This is a genomic window from Pseudooceanicola sp., from assembly GCF_041987405.1.
In the GTDB taxonomy this organism is placed as follows: Bacteria; Pseudomonadota; Alphaproteobacteria; order Rhodobacterales; family Rhodobacteraceae; genus Pseudooceanicola.
On record NZ_JBHIWR010000003.1, the window covers coordinates 546,074 to 565,455 of the forward strand.

General features: G+C 66.1%; 19 protein-coding genes. 11 read left to right on the top strand and 8 right to left on the bottom strand.

Features of this window, described 5'->3' with window-relative positions; genetic code table 11:
• Window positions 1-141 precede the first annotated feature (141 nt).
• The 9 genes from sucD to lpdA all read left to right on the top strand — a co-directional run bounded on the left by sucD (window position 142) and on the right by lpdA (window position 9,358).
• Window positions 142-1,026 (top strand): succinate--CoA ligase subunit alpha, encoded by an 885-nt coding sequence (gene sucD / locus ACFC2Y_RS10655; protein WP_375174506.1) that lies wholly within the window; start codon window positions 142-144, stop codon window positions 1,024-1,026.
• 174 nt (window positions 1,027-1,200) lie between these two features.
• The gene (locus ACFC2Y_RS10660) at window positions 1,201-1,740 is read left to right on the top strand and encodes a DUF805 domain-containing protein (protein ID WP_375174505.1); all 540 of its coding nucleotides are present in this window, start codon (window positions 1,201-1,203) and stop codon (window positions 1,738-1,740) included.
• Window positions 1,737-4,709, top strand: coding sequence for a 2-oxoglutarate dehydrogenase E1 component (locus ACFC2Y_RS10665; protein WP_375174504.1), 2,973 nt, complete (start codon window positions 1,737-1,739; stop codon window positions 4,707-4,709). Before ACFC2Y_RS10660 ends, ACFC2Y_RS10665 begins: the two co-directional genes overlap by 4 nt.
• Before the next feature lie 6 nt (window positions 4,710-4,715).
• Complete coding sequence (gene odhB / locus ACFC2Y_RS10670; protein WP_375174503.1) at window positions 4,716-6,263, top strand: 2-oxoglutarate dehydrogenase complex dihydrolipoyllysine-residue succinyltransferase; 1,548 nt, start codon at window positions 4,716-4,718, stop codon at window positions 6,261-6,263.
• Between the two features lie 120 nt (window positions 6,264-6,383).
• Window positions 6,384-6,767 (top strand): MAPEG family protein, encoded by a 384-nt coding sequence (locus ACFC2Y_RS10675; RefSeq protein WP_375174502.1) that lies wholly within the window; start codon window positions 6,384-6,386, stop codon window positions 6,765-6,767.
• 22 nt (window positions 6,768-6,789) lie between these two features.
• On the top strand, window positions 6,790-7,053 hold the full coding sequence (locus ACFC2Y_RS10680; RefSeq protein ID WP_375174501.1) for a hypothetical protein: 264 nt from the start codon (window positions 6,790-6,792) through the stop codon (window positions 7,051-7,053).
• Complete coding sequence (locus tag ACFC2Y_RS10685) at window positions 7,050-7,439, top strand: MAPEG family protein (RefSeq protein ID WP_375174500.1); 390 nt, start codon at window positions 7,050-7,052, stop codon at window positions 7,437-7,439. Before ACFC2Y_RS10680 ends, ACFC2Y_RS10685 begins: the two co-directional genes overlap by 4 nt.
• The gene (locus ACFC2Y_RS10690; RefSeq protein WP_375174499.1) at window positions 7,439-7,825 is read left to right on the top strand and encodes an MAPEG family protein; all 387 of its coding nucleotides are present in this window, start codon (window positions 7,439-7,441) and stop codon (window positions 7,823-7,825) included. The genes ACFC2Y_RS10685 and ACFC2Y_RS10690 overlap by 1 nt, the downstream gene beginning before the upstream one ends.
• Before the next feature lie 144 nt (window positions 7,826-7,969).
• Window positions 7,970-9,358 carry a dihydrolipoyl dehydrogenase gene (gene lpdA / locus ACFC2Y_RS10695; protein ID WP_375174498.1) on the top strand — a complete coding sequence of 463 codons (1,389 nt, stop codon included), beginning with the start codon at window positions 7,970-7,972 and terminating at the stop codon, window positions 9,356-9,358.
• 129 nt (window positions 9,359-9,487) lie between these two features.
• On the opposite strand, the gene ACFC2Y_RS10700 is transcribed toward lpdA, so the two are convergent.
• From ACFC2Y_RS10700 to ACFC2Y_RS10710, 3 genes are read right to left on the bottom strand one after another with little or no spacing between them, the layout of a single operon-like run.
• Window positions 9,488-10,207, bottom strand: a complete 720-nt coding sequence (locus tag ACFC2Y_RS10700) for a lysophospholipid acyltransferase family protein (protein WP_375174497.1) — start codon at window positions 10,205-10,207, stop codon at window positions 9,488-9,490.
• A complete protein-coding gene (locus ACFC2Y_RS10705) occupies window positions 10,207-11,106 on the bottom strand; it encodes a cell division protein FtsX (RefSeq protein ID WP_375174496.1) in 900 nt (299 codons plus the stop codon). Before ACFC2Y_RS10705 ends, ACFC2Y_RS10700 begins: the two co-directional genes overlap by 1 nt.
• Window positions 11,103-11,780, bottom strand: coding sequence for a cell division ATP-binding protein FtsE (locus ACFC2Y_RS10710; protein ID WP_375174984.1), 678 nt, complete (start codon window positions 11,778-11,780; stop codon window positions 11,103-11,105). Before ACFC2Y_RS10710 ends, ACFC2Y_RS10705 begins: the two co-directional genes overlap by 4 nt.
• Before the next feature lie 149 nt (window positions 11,781-11,929).
• Here ACFC2Y_RS10710 and ACFC2Y_RS10715 point away from each other — a divergent pair, with 149 nt between their 5' ends.
• Window positions 11,930-12,925, top strand: coding sequence for a zinc-ribbon domain-containing protein (locus tag ACFC2Y_RS10715; protein ID WP_375174495.1), 996 nt, complete (start codon window positions 11,930-11,932; stop codon window positions 12,923-12,925).
• 50 nt (window positions 12,926-12,975) lie between these two features.
• Here the strand turns inward: ACFC2Y_RS10715 and ACFC2Y_RS10720 are convergent, their stop codons facing one another.
• From ACFC2Y_RS10720 to argH, 5 genes are read right to left on the bottom strand one after another with little or no spacing between them, the layout of a single operon-like run.
• Entirely contained in the window at window positions 12,976-15,633 is a 2,658-nt protein-coding gene (locus tag ACFC2Y_RS10720) for a DUF4175 domain-containing protein (RefSeq protein ID WP_375174494.1), read from the bottom strand.
• A gap of 29 nt (window positions 15,634-15,662) precedes the next feature.
• Window positions 15,663-16,928 carry a diaminopimelate decarboxylase gene (gene lysA / locus ACFC2Y_RS10725; protein ID WP_375174493.1) on the bottom strand — a complete coding sequence of 422 codons (1,266 nt, stop codon included), beginning with the start codon at window positions 16,926-16,928 and terminating at the stop codon, window positions 15,663-15,665.
• Window positions 16,929-16,938: 10 nt separating this feature from the next.
• Window positions 16,939-17,253, bottom strand: coding sequence for a DUF2834 domain-containing protein (locus ACFC2Y_RS10730; RefSeq protein WP_375174492.1), 315 nt, complete (start codon window positions 17,251-17,253; stop codon window positions 16,939-16,941).
• A complete protein-coding gene (locus ACFC2Y_RS10735) occupies window positions 17,253-17,399 on the bottom strand; it encodes a hypothetical protein (protein WP_375174491.1) in 147 nt (48 codons plus the stop codon). The genes ACFC2Y_RS10730 and ACFC2Y_RS10735 overlap by 1 nt, the downstream gene beginning before the upstream one ends.
• Complete coding sequence (gene argH, locus ACFC2Y_RS10740; protein WP_375174490.1) at window positions 17,399-18,790, bottom strand: argininosuccinate lyase; 1,392 nt, start codon at window positions 18,788-18,790, stop codon at window positions 17,399-17,401. Before argH ends, ACFC2Y_RS10735 begins: the two co-directional genes overlap by 1 nt.
• A 21-nt stretch (window positions 18,791-18,811) precedes the next feature.
• Here argH and ACFC2Y_RS10745 point away from each other — a divergent pair, with 21 nt between their 5' ends.
• Window positions 18,812-19,366, top strand: a complete 555-nt coding sequence (locus ACFC2Y_RS10745; protein ID WP_375174489.1) for a TlpA disulfide reductase family protein — start codon at window positions 18,812-18,814, stop codon at window positions 19,364-19,366.
• Window positions 19,367-19,382: the final 16 nt, after the last annotated feature.

Sequence of the window (19,382 nt, forward strand, 5' to 3'; positions counted from 1 at the left end):
CCGCAGACTGCACACCGCGCGAAACGGTCCTGCGAACCCCGCCTTCCGGAGCCACGCGCACCCGGAATTCACCACTTCCCGACGCAGAGATCTCTCTCGCGTCGATCCTGACTGAAAATTACTGAAAAGGAGACGCCCAACATGGCAGTCCTCGTAGACGAAAACACCAAGGTTATCTGTCAGGGCTTTACCGGCTCGCAGGGCACCTTCCACTCGGAACAGGCCATAGCCTACGGCACCAAGATGGTCGGCGGCGTGACCCCCGGCAAGGGCGGCACCACGCACCTTGACCTGCCGGTCTTCAACTCGGTGCACGAAGCCGTGGACGTCACCGGCGCGAATGCCTCCGTCATCTACGTGCCGCCGCCGTTTGCAGCTGACTCGATCCTCGAAGCGATCGACGCCGAAATCCCCCTGATCGTCTGCATCACCGAAGGCATCCCGGTCCTCGACATGATGAAGGTGAAGGCCGCGCTGAAGAATTCGCCCTGCCGCCTGATCGGCCCGAACTGCCCCGGTGTCATCACGCCGGACGCCTGCAAGATCGGCATCATGCCCGGCCACATCCACAAGCGCGGCTCCGTCGGCGTGGTCTCGCGCTCCGGCACGCTGACCTACGAGGCGGTCAAGCAGACCTCCGACGCCGGTCTCGGCCAGTCCTCCGCTGTCGGCATTGGCGGCGACCCGATCAAGGGCACCGAACACATTGACGTGCTGGAAATGTTCCTGGCCGATGACGAGACCGAATCCATCATCATGATCGGCGAAATCGGCGGCTCCGCCGAAGAGGAAGCCGCGCAGTTCCTCGCCGACGAAAAGAAGAAGGGCCGCTGGAAGCCGACCGCTGGCTTCATCGCTGGCCGCACGGCGCCTCCGGGCCGCCGCATGGGCCACGCGGGCGCGATCGTCGCCGGCGGCAAGGGCGGCGCCGAAGACAAGATCGAGGCGATGAAAGCCGCCGGGATCGTGGTCGCCGACAGCCCCGCCGGTCTGGGCGAGGCTGTTCTCAAGGCGATCAAGGGCTAAGTCCCGGTACGAAAAGACGGTTCCGGGCGATCCCCGCCCGGGACATCACAGGTAAGGATCGGCCATGGGCCAGTTGGTAAAGACGCTGCGAGAGACCTGCTTGGCACCCTGTCGGGGTGAACCCAAACCGGCCTCCCTGCGCCCGAAATCGGAGACGCAGACGGAGACCACCCCATGACCTTCCAGGACGCCGTCAAAACCTGCTTCCGCAAATACATCACCTTCTCGGGCCGCGCCACGCGCCCGGAATACTGGTGGTTCGTCCTGTTCGTGTTTCTGGGCAGCATCCTGGCTGAGATTCTTGACACCGCAATCTTTGGCTTCACCGAGATCGAGGTTGAACGCAGCGCCGGTCACATTGTGACCGAGGATCGGACCGGCCCCTTTGACGCCCTTTTCTCGCTCGCCACGCTGCTGCCGCTGCTCGCAGTCGGCTGGCGGCGGATGCATGACACGGGCCGCTCCGGCCTCTACCTGCTTTACCCGATCCTCGTCTGGGTCGGCATCGGCACCTTCGCCAGCATGGCCGGGGTCACCGGGGAACTGATGTCCGGCAATTTCGCCGCCGCGTTCACCGGTCTCGTCGGCATCATCATGATCATCTCGATCCTCATCGCGATCTTCTCTCCGCTTATCGTCATCTGGTGGCTCACCCGCCCCACGCAACCCGGCCCGAACGACTACGGCCCCAACCCCAATGAGGTCTCGCCATGACCGAACAGTCTCCGAACGACGTCTTCCATGCCTCTTCCTTCATGCAGGGGCACAACGCGGAATATCTGGAACAGCTTCAAGCCAGATGGGCCAATGACCCCGCAGCGGTGGACGAGGCATGGGCCGATTTCTTCCGCCAGCTCGGCGACACCGAAATGGACGCCAAGAAGGAGGCCGCCGGCCCCTCCTGGGCTCGCGCCGACTGGCCGCCCGCCCCGAACGACGACCTGACCGCCGCGCTGGACGGCCAGTGGCCCGCCCCGGCCGAAGGCAAGGCCGCCGGTGACAAGATCAAGGCGAAGGCCGCCGAACAGGGCGTGGCCGTCAGCGACGACGCGATCAAGCAGGCGGTGCTGGACAGCGTCCGCGCCATCATGCTGATCCGCGCCTACCGTATCCGCGGCCACCTGGCCGCCGATCTGGACCCCCTGGGCATGCGCGACGAAACCAACCATCCGGAACTCGACCCCCGCTCCTACGGGTTCAGCGAGGCCGATATGGACCGCCCGATCTTCCTCGATCAGGTGCTGGGCCTGCAGATCGGCACGATGCGCCAGATCGTGGACATCGTGAAACGCACCTACTGCGGCACCTTCGCGGTGCAATACATGCATATCTCCAACCCCGAAGAGGCCGGCTGGCTCAAGGAACGGATCGAGGGCTACGGCAAGGAAATCGCCTTCACCCGCGAGGGCCGCAAGGCGATCCTGAACAAGCTGGTGGAGGCCGAGGGCTTTGAGAAGTTCCTGCATGTGAAATACATGGGGACCAAGCGGTTCGGCCTCGACGGGGGCGAGGCCCTGGTGCCCGCGATGGAGCAGATCATCAAGCGCGGCGGCAACCTGGGCGTCAAGGAAATCGTCATCGGCATGCCGCACCGCGGCCGACTGTCGGTCCTGGCCAATGTGATGAACAAGCCCTATCGCGCGATTTTCAACGAATTCCAGGGCGGCTCGTTCAAACCCGAGGACGTGGATGGCTCCGGCGACGTGAAATACCACCTCGGCGCGTCGTCTGACCGCGAATTCGACGGCCACCCCGTCCATCTCTCGCTCACCGCCAACCCCTCGCATCTGGAGGCGGTGAATCCCGTCGTCCTGGGCAAGGCCCGCGCCAAGCAGGATCAGCTGAACGACAGCGACCGCACCACGGTCCTGCCGATCCTGCTGCACGGCGACGCGGCCTTTGCCGGTCAGGGCGTCGTGGCCGAATGCTTCGGCCTCTCGGGCCTGCGCGGTCACCGCACCGGCGGCACGATCCACATCGTGGTGAACAACCAGATCGGCTTCACCACCGCGCCGCACTTCTCGCGCTCCTCCCCCTATCCCACGGACATCGCCCTGATGGTGGAGGCCCCGATCTTCCACGTGAACGGCGACGATCCGGAGGCCGTGGTCCACGCCGCCAAGGTCGCGACGGAGTTCCGCCAGAAGTTCCACAAGGACGTGGTCATCGACATCTTCTGTTATCGCCGCTTCGGCCATAACGAAGGCGACGAACCGATGTTCACCAACCCGATCATGTACAAGAAGATCAAGGGCCATAAGACGACCCTGAGCCTCTACACCGATCGGCTGGTCAAGGACGGTCTCATCCCCGAAGGAGAGATCGAGGACATGAAGGCCGCCTTCCAATCCTATCTCAACGACGAATTCGAGGCCGGCAAGGACTACAAGCCCAACAAGGCCGACTGGCTGGACGGCAAATGGTCCGGGCTGGAGCGGGAAAAGGACGACTACCAGCGCGGCGAGACCTCCATCAAGCCGGAAACCTTCACGCAGATCGGCGAGGCGCTGACCCGCGCACCCGAGGGCTTCCCGACCCACAAGACGGTCGACCGCCTGCTGGAATCGAAGAAGAAGATGTTCGACAGCGGCGAAGGCTTCGACTGGGCGACCGGCGAAGCCCTGGCCTTCGGCTCCCTCCTGACGGAGGGCTACCCGGTCCGCCTGGCCGGGCAGGATTCGACCCGCGGCACCTTCTCGCAGCGTCACTCCGGCCTCGTGAACCAGGACACCGAGGAACGGTACTACCCGCTCAATAACATCCGCGAGGGGCAGGCCCGGTATGAGGTCATCGACTCCATGCTCTCCGAGTACGCGGTGCTGGGCTTCGAATACGGTTATTCGCTGGCCGAACCGAATGCCCTGACCCTCTGGGAGGCGCAGTTCGGCGATTTCGCCAACGGCGCGCAGATCATGTTCGACCAGTTCATCTCCTCCGGTGAATCCAAATGGCTGCGGATGTCGGGCCTCGTCTGCCTTCTCCCCCACGGGTACGAAGGCCAGGGTCCGGAACACTCCTCCGCCCGCCTCGAACGCTTCCTGCAGATGTGCGGTCAGGACAACTGGATCGTCGCCAACTGCACGACGCCGGCCAACTACTTCCACATCCTGCGTCGGCAGCTGCACCGGTCCTTCCGCAAGCCGCTGATCATGATGACGCCGAAATCGCTTCTGCGGCACAAGCTGGCCGTGTCGGATGCCGACGAATTCACCACCGGCTCCAGCTTCCACCGCGTCCTCTGGGACGATGCGGATGCGCAGTACGGCAAGAACCGGTCGACCACCAAGCTGGTCGAGGACAAGAAGATCAAGCGCGTCGTCATGTGTTCCGGCAAGGTCTACTACGACCTGCTCGAAGCGCGCGACGAGGCCGGTCTGGACGACGTCTACATCCTGCGTCTCGAACAGTTCTACCCCTTCCCCGCGATCTCGCTGGTCAAGGAGTTGGAACGCTTCAAGGGCGCGGAAATGGTCTGGTGCCAGGAAGAGCCCAAGAACCAGGGCGCCTGGACCTTTGTCGAGCCGAACATCGAATGGGTCCTCACCCGCATCGGCGCCAAACATCAGCGCCCGGTCTACGCCGGCCGCGTCGCCACCGCATCGCCCGCCACGGGCCTTGCCGCCCAGCACAAAGCACAGCAAGCCGCCCTCGTTGCCGAGGCGCTGAACATCGAAGGGAAGTAACACCCCATGAGCACCGAAATCCGCGTACCCACCCTGGGCGAATCCGTAACCGAAGCCACCGTCGCCACCTGGTTCAAGAAACCGGGCGACACCGTCGCGGTCGACGAAATGCTCTGCGAACTGGAAACCGACAAGGTCACGGTCGAGGTCCCCTCGCCCGTCGCAGGCGTCCTCTCCGACATCGTCGCAGGTGAAGGCGAAACCGTGGGCGTCGACGCGCTCCTCGGCAATATCACCGAATCCGGCAACGCCGGCCCCGAGGAAACCAAACCACGCGCCGAGGACACCAAGGCCACCGACGCCGAAAAGGCCCCCGATGGCGGCACGAAGAACGGCGGCGAAACCGTCAAGGTGATGGTCCCCGCCCTGGGCGAATCCGTCTCCGAGGCCACGATCGCCACCTGGTTCAAGAAGGAAGGCGATCAGGTCGCCGCCGACGAGATGCTCTGCGAGCTGGAAACCGACAAGGTCTCCGTCGAGGTGCCCGCCCCCGCTGCCGGCATCCTGTCGAAGATTCTCAAGGCCGAAGGCGAAACCGTCGAGGCCGGTGGCCAGCTGGGCGAGATCTCCGGCGGCGCCGGGGCGGCCGCCGCAGGCCCCGAGGTCCAGACCGAGGGCGCGAACGGCGAGGCCTATAATGCCACCGCCCGCTCCGGCACCCGCACGGATGTGGAGGACGCCCCCTCCGCCAAGAAGGCCATGGCAGAGGCCAACGTCTCCCGCGATCAGGTCACCGGCACCGGCCGCGACGGCCGCATCATGAAGGAAGACGTGGCCAAGGCGCTCTCCTCCGCCACCTCCGCGCCCGCCCCGGCCGCCGCAGCCCCGCGCGCCCCGGTTCCGGCCGACGACGCAGCGCGCGAGGAACGGGTCAAGATGACCCGCCTGCGTCAGACCATCGCCCGCCGCCTCAAGGACGCGCAGAATACCGCCGCGATCCTGACGACCTACAACGAGGTCGACATGACCGAGGTCATGGCCCTGCGCAGCGAATACAAGGACCTCTTCGAGAAGAAGCACGGCGTCCGCCTCGGCTTCATGTCCTTCTTCACCAAGGCCTGCGTCCACGCCCTGAAAGAGGTCCCCGAAGTCAACGCCGAGATCGACGGCACCGACGTGGTCTACAAGAACTTCGTCCACATGGGCATCGCCGCGGGCACGCCCCAGGGCCTCGTCGTCCCGGTCATCCGCGACGCCGACAGCATGTCCTTTGCGGAAATCGAAAAGGCCATCAACGAAAAGGGCAAGCGCGCCCGTGACGGCAAGCTGTCGATGGCGGAAATGCAGGGTGGCACCTTCACCATCTCCAACGGCGGTGTCTACGGCTCGCTCATGTCCTCGCCGATCCTCAACCCCCCGCAGTCCGGCATCCTCGGCATGCACAAGATCCAGGACCGCCCCATGGTCATCAACGGCGAGATCAAGATCCGACCGATGATGTACCTTGCGCTCTCCTACGATCACCGCATCGTCGACGGCAAAGGCGCGGTCACCTTCCTCGTCCGCGTGAAAGAGGCGCTGGAGGATCCGCGGCGGTTGTTGATGGATCTGTAAGTGGTGCGTGAATCACGCACCCTACGGGCGGTCGTGCTATCGTAGGGTGTGTGGTTCCGGCCATCGGCCGGGTTCACGCACCGCTCGGCCATCGAGCGCCACCCCGAAAGGACCCACCCCATGACCCTCACCACCATCCTCGCCATCTACGGCATCGTGGTCCTCGCCACGATCCTCCTGCAGGTCCTCGCCGCCGCGCAGAAGCTCGACTTCTCCCAGCTTGCCGGCAACCGCGAAAGCCTGCCCTCCCTCACCGGCCTCGCGGGCCGTCTCGACCGGGCGCAGATGAACTCCGTCGTCGCCCTCGCCCTCGTCGCCCCGGCGATCCTGATCCTCGCCCAGATGCCGGAAACCCCGGGCAGCGCCACCTTGGCCGCCACGCTCTTCCTGCTGGCCCGCATCGCCTATGTCGTGATCTACGCCATGGGCATCGCCTATCTCCGCACCATTGTCTGGCTCGTGGGTTTCGCGATGACCCTCTGGCTCTACCTTCTGGCCCTCTGACCCCGACAACCGGAGCCGCCCCATGCCCCTTCAACTCCTCTGCCAGCTCACCAGCACCGACACCGCGGCGACCCTCGCCGCCCTCACCGCCGATACCGAGGATCAGGCGCTGGCCGGTCTCACCCGCCTCCAGCTCTGGACCGAGGACACCACCGCCGTCTGGGCCCTCTTCGAGGTCAACGACCGCGCCAAGGCCGAAGGCTGGCTGACGCGCGCCACCGCCGACACCCATGGCCGCCCCTCGCAGGTCACCGCCTCCACCGCTCACTTCCTGGCCACCGCATGACCCCAGAACTCGCCGCCCTCGCCGCCACCGCATTCATCCACCTCGCCGCCGTCGGCTGGTCGCAGAAATGCCTGACCGACGACATCGGCAAGGCGGGCAACGTCGCCCCCCGCGACGGCGATCTGAACCTGTCGACCCGGACCAATCGCCTGCGCCGGGCGCTCGCCAACCACACCGAAAACATCGGCCCCTTCATCATCGCGGTGGTGCTGGTGGAACTGACCGAAAGCAACGGCCTGCTGACCGCCACCGCCGCCTGGGTCTTTGTCGCCGCCCGCGCCCTCTACCTGCCCGCCTATGCCTTTGGCTGGGTGCCCTGGCGCAGCCTGATCTACACCACCGGCCTCGTCGCCACCTTCGCCATGATCGTCCGGAGCCTGTTCTGATGACCCCCGAACTCACCGCCCTCACCCTCGCCGCCCTGCTGCAGGTCATCCAGATCGCGATGTATTCGGTGGCCGGTCAGTCCCAGGCCGGTCGCAAGGCCGCCCTCAAACCCCGCGACGAAAAGATCGAACTCACCGGCAAACCCGGCCGCATCCAGCGGGCGATGAACAACCACTTCGAGGGCCTTCTCCTCTTCGCCATCGCCGCCCTCGTGACCGCCCATGCCGGATCGACCGCCTTCACCGCCGCCTGCGCCTGGATCTACCTCGCCGCCCGGGTGCTCTACATCCCCGCCTACATCTTTGGCTGGGTGCCCTGGCGCAGCCTCATCTGGCTCACCGGTCTCGCGGCGACCACCCTGATGCTCCTGTCAGCCCTGACATGAAGTTCTTTTTGCCAAAAATATCTCGGAGTGAATTGGCCCGGCACGGGCCAAGAGAGGCAGCGCCTCTCCCCCTTCAAAAACCGACGCAACACCGACACAATACCGACGTGATACCGACGTCGCAAAACCCCGAAGGAGACCCCCATGGCAGCCTATGATGTGATCGTGATCGGCGCAGGCCCCGGCGGCTATGTCGCCGCCATCCGCTGCGCCCAGCTGGGCCTGAAAACCGCCTGCGTCGAGGGCCGCGAAACCCTGGGCGGCACCTGCCTGAACGTCGGCTGCATCCCGTCGAAGGCCTTGCTTCACGCCACGCACCAGCTGCATGAGGCAGAGCATAACTTCGCCACCATGGGCCTCAAGGGCAAGGCCCCCTCCGTCGACTGGAAGGTGATGCAGGAGTACAAGCAATCCGTCGTCGACCAGAACACCGGCGGCATCGAATTTCTGTTCAAGAAGAACAAAATCGACTGGCTCAAGGGCTGGGGCTCCATCCCCGAGGCCGGCAAGGTCAAGGTCGGGGACGAGGTCCATGAGGCCAAGAACATCATCATCGCCACCGGCTCCGAACCCGCCTCCCTGCCCGGTATCGAGATCGACGAGAAAACCGTCGTCTCCTCCACCGGCGCCCTGGCGCTCGGCAAGATCCCGAAGAAGATGATCGTTGTCGGCGCCGGTGTGATCGGGCTGGAAATGGGCTCGGTCTACGCCCGGCTCGGCACCGAGGTGACGGTGATCGAATTCCTCGACCATATCACCCCCGGCATGGACAAGGAGGTGCAGCGCAACCTTCAGAAACTGCTCAAGAAACAGGGGATGGAGTTCATACTCGGCGCCGCCGTGCAATCCGTCGCCACCTCGCGTGGCAAGGCCAAGCTGACCTACAAGCTGCGCAAGGACGACAGCGAACACCAGCTGGATGCCGACACCGTCCTGATCGCCACCGGCCGCAAGCCCTATACCGACGGCCTGGGCCTCGCCGACCTGGGGGTGGAGCTGACCGACCGGGGCCAGGTGAAGACCGACAACCACTGGTCGACAGCTGTCAACGGCATCTACGCCATCGGCGACGCCATCACCGGCCCGATGCTGGCCCACAAGGCCGAGGACGAGGGCATGGCGGTGGCCGAGGTCATCGCGGGCAAGCATGGTCACGTGAACTATGACGTCATCCCCGGCGTCATCTACACCCACCCCGAGGTCGCCAGCGTCGGCAAGACCGAAGACCAGCTGAAAGAAGAGGGCCGCAAGTACAAGGCGGGCAAGTTCTCCTTCATGGGCAATGCGCGGGCCAAGGCGATCTTTGCCGCCGAGGGCTTCGTCAAGATCCTGGCCGACAAGGAAACCGACCGCATTCTCGGCGCCCATATCGTGGGCCCGGCGGCGGGCGACCTGATCCACGAGGTCTGCGTCGCGATGGAATTCGGCGCCTCCGCCCAGGACCTCGCGCTGACCTGCCACGCCCACCCCACCTATTCCGAAGCGGTGCGCGAAGCGGCGCTCGCCTGCGGGGACGGGCCGATCCACAGCTGACCGCCCCTTGGGCATCGGACAGGAATGATGCGGCCCGGAGCCATCGAGGCTCCGGGCCGCAGTGCCTCCGGCGGGAGTATTTCTGGAAAAGTGGACGGGATCGCCGCGCGCTGCGGCATCAGGCCAGCGTCAGGCCAGCGGCAGCGCCTCGTCCGTCATCAGCTTGTCGCTGGCCACTTCGACATCCGCCTCCAGCCGTTTCATGAAGGTTTCGCGGTCGAGCCCCGGCTCGATTGGTTCCAGAAACTCCACAACGGCCAGGCCGGGTTTGCGCAGAATGCCACGGCGCGGCCAGAAGATGCCGACATTGGTCGCCGCCGGGACGCAGGGTTGCCCGGTGGCGCTGTAGATCACGAAGGTGCCGATCTTGTAGGGCAGATAGCTGAAGGGCGCGACGCGCGTGCCCTGGGGAAAGATCACCAGCTGCCCGGCTGGCGCGTCGCCGGAGGTGACCGCGTCCATCATCTGGCGGATCGCCTCGGCCCGCTTGCCCCGGTTGACCGGGACACAGCCGATGCGATTGGCATACCAGCCGACGATCGGGGCGAAGCGCAGGCTGGATTTCATGATGAACTTCGGGCGTGGCAGCACGCTGACCAGCAGGATGATGTCGAAGAAGCTCTGGTGTTTGGAGGCGACGATGACCTCCGCCTCGGGCACCTGCCCGCGCACCTCGGATCTCAGCCCGACGATATGGTGGGCCGTCCAGCGGATCCATCTGCAATAGGTGTGGACGGCGCTGTAGGCAAACCGGCGGTCCACCAGCACAAAGGGCAGATAGGCCACGGCCAGCACCAGCATGGACAGATACATCTGCCCGATGAAGATCAGCGACAGGACATATTGCATCAGCTCAACGCTCCCAGAACCCGCAGGGCGGCGCGGCGGGTTGCCAGAAAAGCCACCAGCCCCGCCACCGGCGGCAGCAGAAGAAGCCAGAGCCATTCCGCCCCTTGGAACCCAAGCCCGGTCAGAAACCCGGCCTCCGCCTGTGACGGCAGGGCCAGAACGGCCAGCATACCCGCCACCCCGCCGACCGTGGCGCCCGCCAGGGTCCGCATGGTGAACCGGCGCACGAAGGCCCCGGCGATATAGCTGTCCTGCGCCCCGACCAGGCGCAGCACCTCGATCACCTGGGCATTGGCCGCCAAGGCCGCATTGGCCGCCAGGGTGATCATCGCCGCCATCGCCCCCCCGATCAATAGGATGGAGATCAGCCCGAGCGCCCGGAGCCGGTTCGCCGCCGCGATGAGCGGACGGCGCCAGCGCGTGTGATCGTCCAGCACCGCGCCCGGCGCCTCGGCCGAAAGGCGCATCCGCAACCCCGCCGCGTCGTACCCCTCCGGCGTCTCGATCACCTCGATCAGCTGCGGCACCGGCAGGTCCTCGACCGGCACATCCGGCCCGAACCACGGCGCCAGCAAGGCGCGCTGTTCCTCGGTCGTCAGGGCCCGGGCGCTGGCGATCCCTTCGGTCGTCGACAGCACGCGCAGCGCCGCCTCGGTCTGGGCCGCCATCTGGCCTTCGGGCGCGGAGATGCGCAGGGTGGAGGCATGGGCCAGCTCCTCCCCCCATCTGTCGGCCAGCCGCCCGGTCGCCAGCGACAGGGCCAGGGCGAAGACCGCCAGAAAGGCCATGACACCGGAGGTGAAGAGCGTCAGATGCGCGGTGAAGCCCGAGGGCGGCACCACACGGTCAGCGGAGGCATCGGCGGCCAGCGCATTGGCCAGGAAGCGCGGCGCCCTCATAGATCGGCCCCCGCCAGCTGCAACCGCCGGTTGGAGATCCGCAGCACCCGCGCCTGAACCTGCTGTTTCGCCGCCCGGATCAGGCCCAGATCATGCGTGGCGATCATTACCGTCTTGCCCATTCGGTTGAGCTCGACCAGCAGTTTCAGCAGGCGCTGCGACATCTCCCAGTCGACATTGCCGGTCGGTTCATCCGCCAGGATCACATCCGGCGACAGGATCACCGCCCGGGCCAGGGCGGCACGCTGCCGTTCGCCCCCGGACAGCTGCGGCGGCAGGGCATTGGCCCGCGGGGTCAGCCCGCACCAGGCCAGCAGCTCCGCCAGGTTCTGCGCCTCGGCCTGGACATCATGGCCCGCGACGGTCAACGGCAGCGCGACATTGTCGGCCATGGAGAGATGATCGAGGAACTGGCAGTCCTGATGCACCACGCCGATCCGCCGCCGCGCCAGAGCGATATCCTCGCGCGTCATCTCGCGCAGGTCCTGCTCGAATATCCGCGCATGGCCCGAGGTGGGCACAAGTGCGCCGTAGCAGAGTTTGAGGAACGTGGTCTTGCCGGAGCCCGACGGCCCGGTCAGGAAATGGAAACTGCCCGGGGCCAGCTTGAGAGAGACATCGCTCAGCAATTCGCCACCGCCGTAGCTATAGGCCACATTCTCTAGCTCGATCACGTCCCGCCCCCGGTTTCCGCGACGTTTCTGCACCAGACCGAGGGAGGTTTCAATCGCGCGCGTCCGACCGGCGATTGCGTTTTGCGCCAGAGCATATACAAAATAAGCCATATCGAGCTACTGTGAAGGCCTGGAACGGGCGGAGATTCATGCGACTGACATGTCCAAACTGCGGCGCCGAATACGAGGTGCCCGACGAGGTGATCCCGACCACCGGGCGCGATGTCCAATGTTCGAACTGCGGCGACACCTGGTATCAGTATCATCTCGACCACATGCCCGAAGGCGCAGAGGAAGAAAACGCCCTGGCCGAGGATCCGGCCCTGCCGGAGAAGGAGCCGGAACAGGATCCCGCGGACACCGAGCTTCCCGCCATGCCCGACATCTCGGATCCCGAAATTGAGGACGAGGACACCGACGATCTGGGCCTTGCCGATCTGATAGCGGCGGAAGACGCCGCTTCGGAAGAGGACACCGGGGACGTGCCCGAAGACGATGACCCGGAGGACGAGCAGGACGCGCCCCCCGCGCCCGGCCCCTCCGTCTCGCTGCGCCGCCGGGAACTGGCCCCCGAGGTCCAGTCGATCCTGCGCGAAGAAGCGGAATACGAGGAACGCGTCCGGGGGATGGAGCAGGACCCGCTGGAAAGCCAGCCCGACCTGGGCCTGGGAGAGCCGGAACCGGTCCGGCGCGAAGACCGGGCGGGGGATCGTCTGGCCCGCCTGCGCGACCAGGACCGCGACGAGGGCCCGGGCCCCGCGCAGGACCCTGAGGAGGCCGCAGCCGCCGCAGCCGGGTCGTCCCGCCGCAACCTCCTGCCGGATATCGAGGAAATCAATTCCACCCTGCGCCGCAAGGGCGACACCGGGCGCACCGCTGCGGACGCACGCGTGACCCGGCAGCAACGCAGCAGCACGCGCCGCAGCTTTGTCGCCGTCCTGGCCCTGCTTGCGGTCGGCGCGATCCTCTATCTGCAGGCCCCAGCCATCGGCAATGCGATCCCGCAGCTCAAGGGGGCGATGACCACCTATGTCGATCTGGTCGACCGGGGGCGGGGATGGCTGGACACCAAGGCCTCCGCCCTGGCGGAGAAGCTGGACGAAATGGCCAACGAGACTCCGGCAGAGACCGGGACGGGGAATTGACAGCTGTCAATTGATCACCCCACGCACGGGGTACGGCACAGGCCCCGCGATCAGAACCGTTCGAGCAGACGTTTCAGGTAATCGCGTTCGACCTCGGGCCGGTCGCCCTCGCCAGAGCGGCGGCGCAGTTCCTCTTCCAGCTCCAGCGCACGGCGATAGACATCGCGGTCCTGCAGCATGTCCTGCTGGCTGCCCATCTCGCCGTTGGTTCCGGCCTGACGGCCCAGGGGATCGTTGCGCTCGCCCCCGGCATTGCCATCGGCCTGACCCTGCTGTCCGCCGCGCTGGCGCTGTTCCTCGGCCATGGCCTCGCCCATGTTGCGCAGCCCTTCGCGCAGCGCCTCCATGGCGTCGGACTGTTGGTCGATCGCCTCCGCCAGGTCGTCGCCGCGCAGCGCCTCTTCGGCCCCGCGCATCGCGCGTTCCGCCCGTTCCAGCGCCTCGCGCGCGGCCCGGCCGGCCTCGCCGCTCATGCCGGGCAGGTTGTTGCGCTGGCGGTTCAATTCGTCCCGCAGGGCCTGCTGACGATCTGCCAGATTGCCCTCCAGCGACTGGTCGCCGCCGCCGCCGGGCTGTCCCTGCTGCCCCGGCTGACCGGGTTGCTGGCCCTGACCGAACTGCTGACCCTGGCGATTGCCCTGCCCGGGTTGCGGCTGCCCGCCCCCCTGACCTTCGCGCTGGCCTTGGGCGCCCTGTCCGTGCTGCTGGCCCTGGCCCTGGTTGCCGTCGCGCCCCTGGTTCTGGCCGCTCTCGCCACGGTTGGCATTGGGGTTGAACTGTTCCTGAAGATCGCGGAAGGCCTGATCCGACAGGCCCTGCTGGTCGCGCAGGGTTTCCGACAGCCCCTCCATGGCCTGCTGGCCTGGCGACTGCTGCTGCCCCTGCTGGCCCTGGGTCACGCGCATGTTCTCCATCATGCGCTGCAACTCTTCCAGCGCCTGCTGTGCCTCGGCCATGCGGCCCTGTTCCATCAGCTCCTGGATGCGGTCCATCATCGCCTGCAGGTCGTCCTGGCTGAGGCGCATGGCATTTTCCATCTGCTCGGCCGACAGTTCCTCGCCCATCTGGCCATCCTCGGCGGCCTCGCGCGACAACTGCCGCATGTAGTCCTGCGTGGCGTCGCGCAGCTCCTGCATGAGGCGGGCGATTTCCTCGTCCGAGGCGCCGTTCTTCATCGCCTCCGACAGGCGTTCCTGCGCGCGTTGCATCCGTTCGCGGGCATCCTCCAGATCGCCGTCCTCGATCAGCAGGGCCAGATCCCAGAGCGCCTGGGCCATTTCCTCCACCTGCTCGTCATTCAGGCTGGCATACTGCGTGATCGTATCCATCCGCCGCAGCAGCACCCGCATCCGCAGATAGGCGGTCTCGTTCCGGAACAGCCCCTCCGGCTGCCAGGAGATCGCCTTCATCACCTGCACGATCCGGCGGGCGTTGTCGCGGTTCCACAGCAGATCCCGGCGCTGTTCGATCAGGGCGGCTGCCAGGGGGTCGAAGAAGCGGCGCGCGGACAGGCGGGTCTCGAACGGCGCGGACAGGCCGACCTGCTCGGCGGCATCGCGCGCGCTGATGGTCACCGTCACCGGCATGTTGGCCCAGGGGTGCTGGGACAGATCCTCGATCAGGTCCTGCCGGAACTTTGTCCGGTCCCCGGCGATCGGCAGCGGCATCACCATGCGGATCGGGTCGCGCGGCTCGGGATCAATCGCCAGCCCGTACCGGCGGTCCACCGCGTCCAGATCCAGCTCGATAACCGCCTCGCCGCCCTCGACGCCGAAATCATCCGCCGCCTCGAAAGGCAGCTTGAACTCGCCCCGCAGGCTGGCCTCCGCCGGGCCGGCCACCGTGACCGTCGGCGCCATGTCCGCGGTCAGGCTGACCTGCCAGCTTTCCCCGCCGGGGCCGGTGATCGCCAGTTCCCCGTCCTGCGTCATCTGGAAACTCTGCGCCGGGGCCGTCGGCTCTTCGGTGGAGGTCCCGACGCTTTGCTCCACTGACAGCGCCCCGACCTCGCCGTAAAGGCGCAGGGTCGCCTTGCTGCCCTGCGGCACCCGGATTTCGCCGTCGAGGTCAGCAAGGTAAAGAACCGGCAGGCCGGTATAGAACGGCGGTTCGATCCAGCCCTCCCAGGCCGGTCCCGCAGCAAGGGCGGCCCCGCCGCCCGGGGCCATGCCGGTGACCGAGCCGACCCGCCAGAACGAGCCGAAGAGCATTGCGACCATGAAGACCGTCAGCGCAATGAACCGCAGGCCGAAGATATCGCGCGAGGAAACCCGCAGATCGGGCTCCACCGCCCGCGCCGAGGCCGCGCGCTGTGCCATCCGGTCCTGATGCGCCCGCCAGAGGGTTTCGGACCCGAAATCGCCCGCGCCAATCGCCTGATCGTCGCGCAGCGCCTGCAATGGCCGTCCGCGCAGCGAGGCATCCAGCCGCCCGATGGCCTCCTCCCGGCGGGGCCAGCGGAACCGCAACCCGCCCCGGATCGCGAACACAAGCGCCATGAGGATCAGCGCCGCACCGACACCCCAGACGACCTCCACCCGCACCATGTCGTGAACGCCCAGCATCAGCAGGGCCAGTGCCAGGATCACCACGGACCAGAGCGGCCAGAAGGCACGCGCCAGCCGTTCCGCGACCAGCCCGGCATGGGTCAGCATCAGGGGGCGCGCAATGCGCGTCAGCGTTTCGGTGAATCGGGTCTGGTCGGTCATCAGCTCCTCATGGCGGGGCGGTTATCGCCCTAGAGCCATGAAGGTAGCGTATCGCGGTTTATCATCTCGTCAAAGCTCGGACGCGGGCGGATGACAGCGAATTGATGCTCATTGACCATGACCTCGGGGATCAGCGGGCGGGAATTGTACTCGCTGCTCATCACCGCGCCATATGCGCCCGCGGAGCGGAAGGCGACGAGGTCCCCCTCCGTCAGTGGCGGCATCATCCGCTGCTTGGCAAAGGTATCGCCAGATTCGCAGACCGGGCCAACGATGTCATAGGGCTGATACTCCACCCCCGCCGCCGGTTCCCTGACCGGGACGATGTCGTGATGCGCATCATACATGGCCGGACGGATCAGATCGTTCATCGCCCCGTCGAGGATCAGGAAATCCCGCCCCTCGCCCGACTTCACATAAACCACCTTGCTGACCATGATCCCGGCATTGCCCGCAACCAGCCGCCCCGGCTCGATCTCAATCTCGCAGCCCTTGTCGCCCAACTCCTCCTGGATCAGCCGCCCGTAATCCATCGGCAGCGGCGGCGCCTCGTTCCCGCGCGTGTAGGGGATGCCCAGCCCGCCGCCGAGGTCGAGGCGCAGGATCTCGTGCCCTTCCGCCCGCAGCGCATCGGTCAGCTCGCCCACCTTGCGGAAGGCCAGACGGTAAGGCTCCAGATCGGTGAGTTGGGAGCCAATGTGCACGTCGATGCCCACGGCCTTCAGCCCCGGCAGGCGGGCGATATGGGCATAAACCTCCTTCGCGCGGCTGATCGGGATGCCGAACTTGTTCTCGGATTTGCCGGTCGCGATCTTGGCATGGGTCTTGGCGTCGACATCGGGGTTCACTCGCACCGTCACCGGCGCCACCACGCCCATCTCGACGGCGACCCGGTTCAGCCGCTCCATCTCCGGCTCGGACTCGAGGTTGAACTGCCGGATGCCGCCCGCCAGCGCCGCCCGCATCTCCTCCTCGGTCTTGCCGACGCCGGAGAAAACGATCCGCTCGCCCGGCACACCTGCCGCAATCGCCCGCGCATATTCGCCGCCCGACACCACGTCCATGCCCGCGCCCAGATCGGCCAGCGTCCGCAGGATCGCCTGATTGGACGCCGCCTTCATCGCGTAGCAGACCATATGCGGCCCCCAGGCCAGCGCCTCGTCAAAGAGCTTGAAATGCCGGGTCAGTGTGGCGGTGGAATAAAGGTAGAAGGGCGTCCCGACCTCGGCCGCGATCTCGGCCACGGGAACGTCTTCGGCGTGAAGCGCGCCGTCGCGATACAGGAAATGGTCCATGAAACGCCTTTCAAACGGGCCTTGTTCTGAGAAAAAGATAGAGCGGCAAGCCGCAACTGACGCCGATCAGCAGGGTCGCGGGGATGGCGATGAGGGCGGAGAAGTTCCGCCTCACCCAGACCTCCGCCAGGATCCACAGGACCAGCGCCACGGCGGCAATCATCAGATCCCAGGCCAGCCCGGCCACAGCCCCGTTGGCCATCCAGGCGGCGAAGAGGCCGGTGACACCCAAGCCCGTTTCGGACATCCAGCCCAGCATCAGCATCATCGGATGCACCGTCCCCCAGACCGCCAATGCCAGATAGAGCATCCGCAGCAGGGACATCAGAAGATCACCCCGACCGCCGCGCGGCCCGAGACGGTGATGCCGCTCCGGGGTTCGGCCTCCGGCTTTTCCGGCTCGCCATCCACACCGCAGGCCCCGACCAGCGCGACGAAAAAGGCAAAGAGGATGAGGACCACTATACGCATCACCCCAACACCTCTTTCCAGCGCGCGACCTGTTCGAGGACCCGCTTGGGCGAGGTGCCGCCATAGGAAGTGCGCGACGCGACGGAGTTGTGCACGCCCAGCACGCCAAAGACCTCGTCGGTGATGTCCGCATGGACCGACTGCATGTCCGCCAGCGTCAGATCCGGCAGGTCGCAGCCCTTGCCCTCCGCCATGGCCACCAGCGCGCCGGTCACGTGATGCGCGTCGCGGAACGGCATGTTCAGCGCCCGCACCAGCCAATCCGCCAGATCCGTCGCGGTGGAGAAGCCCGAGCCCGCCGCGGCCTCCAGCGCCGCGCGGTTGGCGGTCATGTCCGTGACCATTCCGGTCATCGCCGCCAGCGCCAGCATCAGGTTGTCGGCGGCGTCAAAAACCTGTTCCTTGTCTTCCTGCATGTCCTTTGAATAGGCCAGCGGCAGCCCCTTCATGACCATGGTCAGCGCCACGTTCGCCCCGAAGATCCGCCCGATCTTGGCCCGGATCAGCTCTGCCGCATCGGGGTTCTTCTTTTGCGGCATGATGGACGACCCGGTCGAGAACCGGTCGCTGAGCGTGACAAACCGGAACTGCGCCGAGGACCAGATCACCAGCTCTTCCGCCATCCGGGAAAGGTGCATGGCGCAGATCGAGGACGCGCCGAGGAACTCCAGCGCGAAGTCACGGTCAGACACTGCGTCCAGAGAATTGGCCATCGGCCGGTCGAAGCCAAGCGCCTCCGCCGTCATCTGCCGGTCGATCGGAAAGGACGTCCCGGCCAGCGCCGCCGCGCCGAGGGGGGATTCGTTCATCCGCGCCCGCGCGTCGCGGAAGCGGCTGAGATCGCGGGAAAACATCTCCACATAGGCCATCATGTGATGGCCCCATGTCACCGGCTGCGCGGTCTGAAGGTGGGTGAAACCGGGCATGACCCAATCCGCCCCGGCCCCCGCCTGCATCAGCAGAGCCTTCATCAGGGCCTGCAACCCTTCGATGGCCGCATCCACCTGATCGCGTGTCCAGAGGCGGAAATCCGTCGCCACCTGGTCGTTCCGCGACCGCCCGGTGTGCAGCCGCCCGGCCGGTTCGCCGATCACCTCTTTCAGCCGCGCCTCGACATTCATGTGGATGTCTTCCAGCGCGGTCGAAAAGGCGAATGTGCCGCCCTTGATCTCTGACAAGATCGTGAGAAGTCCTTCCCTCATCGCCTCCGCATCGCTATCGCTGACGATGCCTGTTGCAGCCAGCATGGCGGCATGGGCGCGCGAGCCCGCGATGTCTTGTGCGGCCATGCGCTGATCGAACCCGATAGAGGCATTGATCGCCTCCATGATCGCATCGGGTCCGGCGGCAAAACGGCCACCCCACATCTGGTTCGAACTTTGATCGGTCATTGGCCACCCGCTGGAGGAATTATGAGAAACTGGCTCACCGCGCTCCTTTATACGGGGATGATCCTCACTGCAAACCTCGCCACGGCCGAAGGCATTGCCGATCTGCGCGACGGCGACATGAAGAAACTGGTCGTCCATTCCGAACCGAAGTCCTTCAGCACGGCCGAATTCGAAGGGCCGGAGGGCAAGACCAGCCTCGCCGCCTATCAGGGCAAAGTGGTTCTGGTGAACTTCTGGGCCCTCTGGTGCGCCCCCTGCCGCGAGGAAATGCCGACGCTGGAAACCCTGGCCCAGGATTATTCCGACAGGGGCCTCGCCGTCGTGACCGTTGCCACCGGTCCGAACGCCCCGCCCGCCATCGACAAGTTCTTTGAAGACATCGGCGTCAGCACCCTTCCCAAATACCGCGACCCGCGCGCCGCCCTCGGCCGTGCCGCCGGGGTGCTGGGTCTGCCGGTTTCGGTGATTCTCGACCGCGAAGGACAGGAGATCGCCCGCCTGACCGGCACCGCCGACTGGTCCAGCGACAGCGCCCGCGCCATTTTCGACGCCCTTCTCGCCTCCGGCGACAGCTGACCGCCTTATCACGATT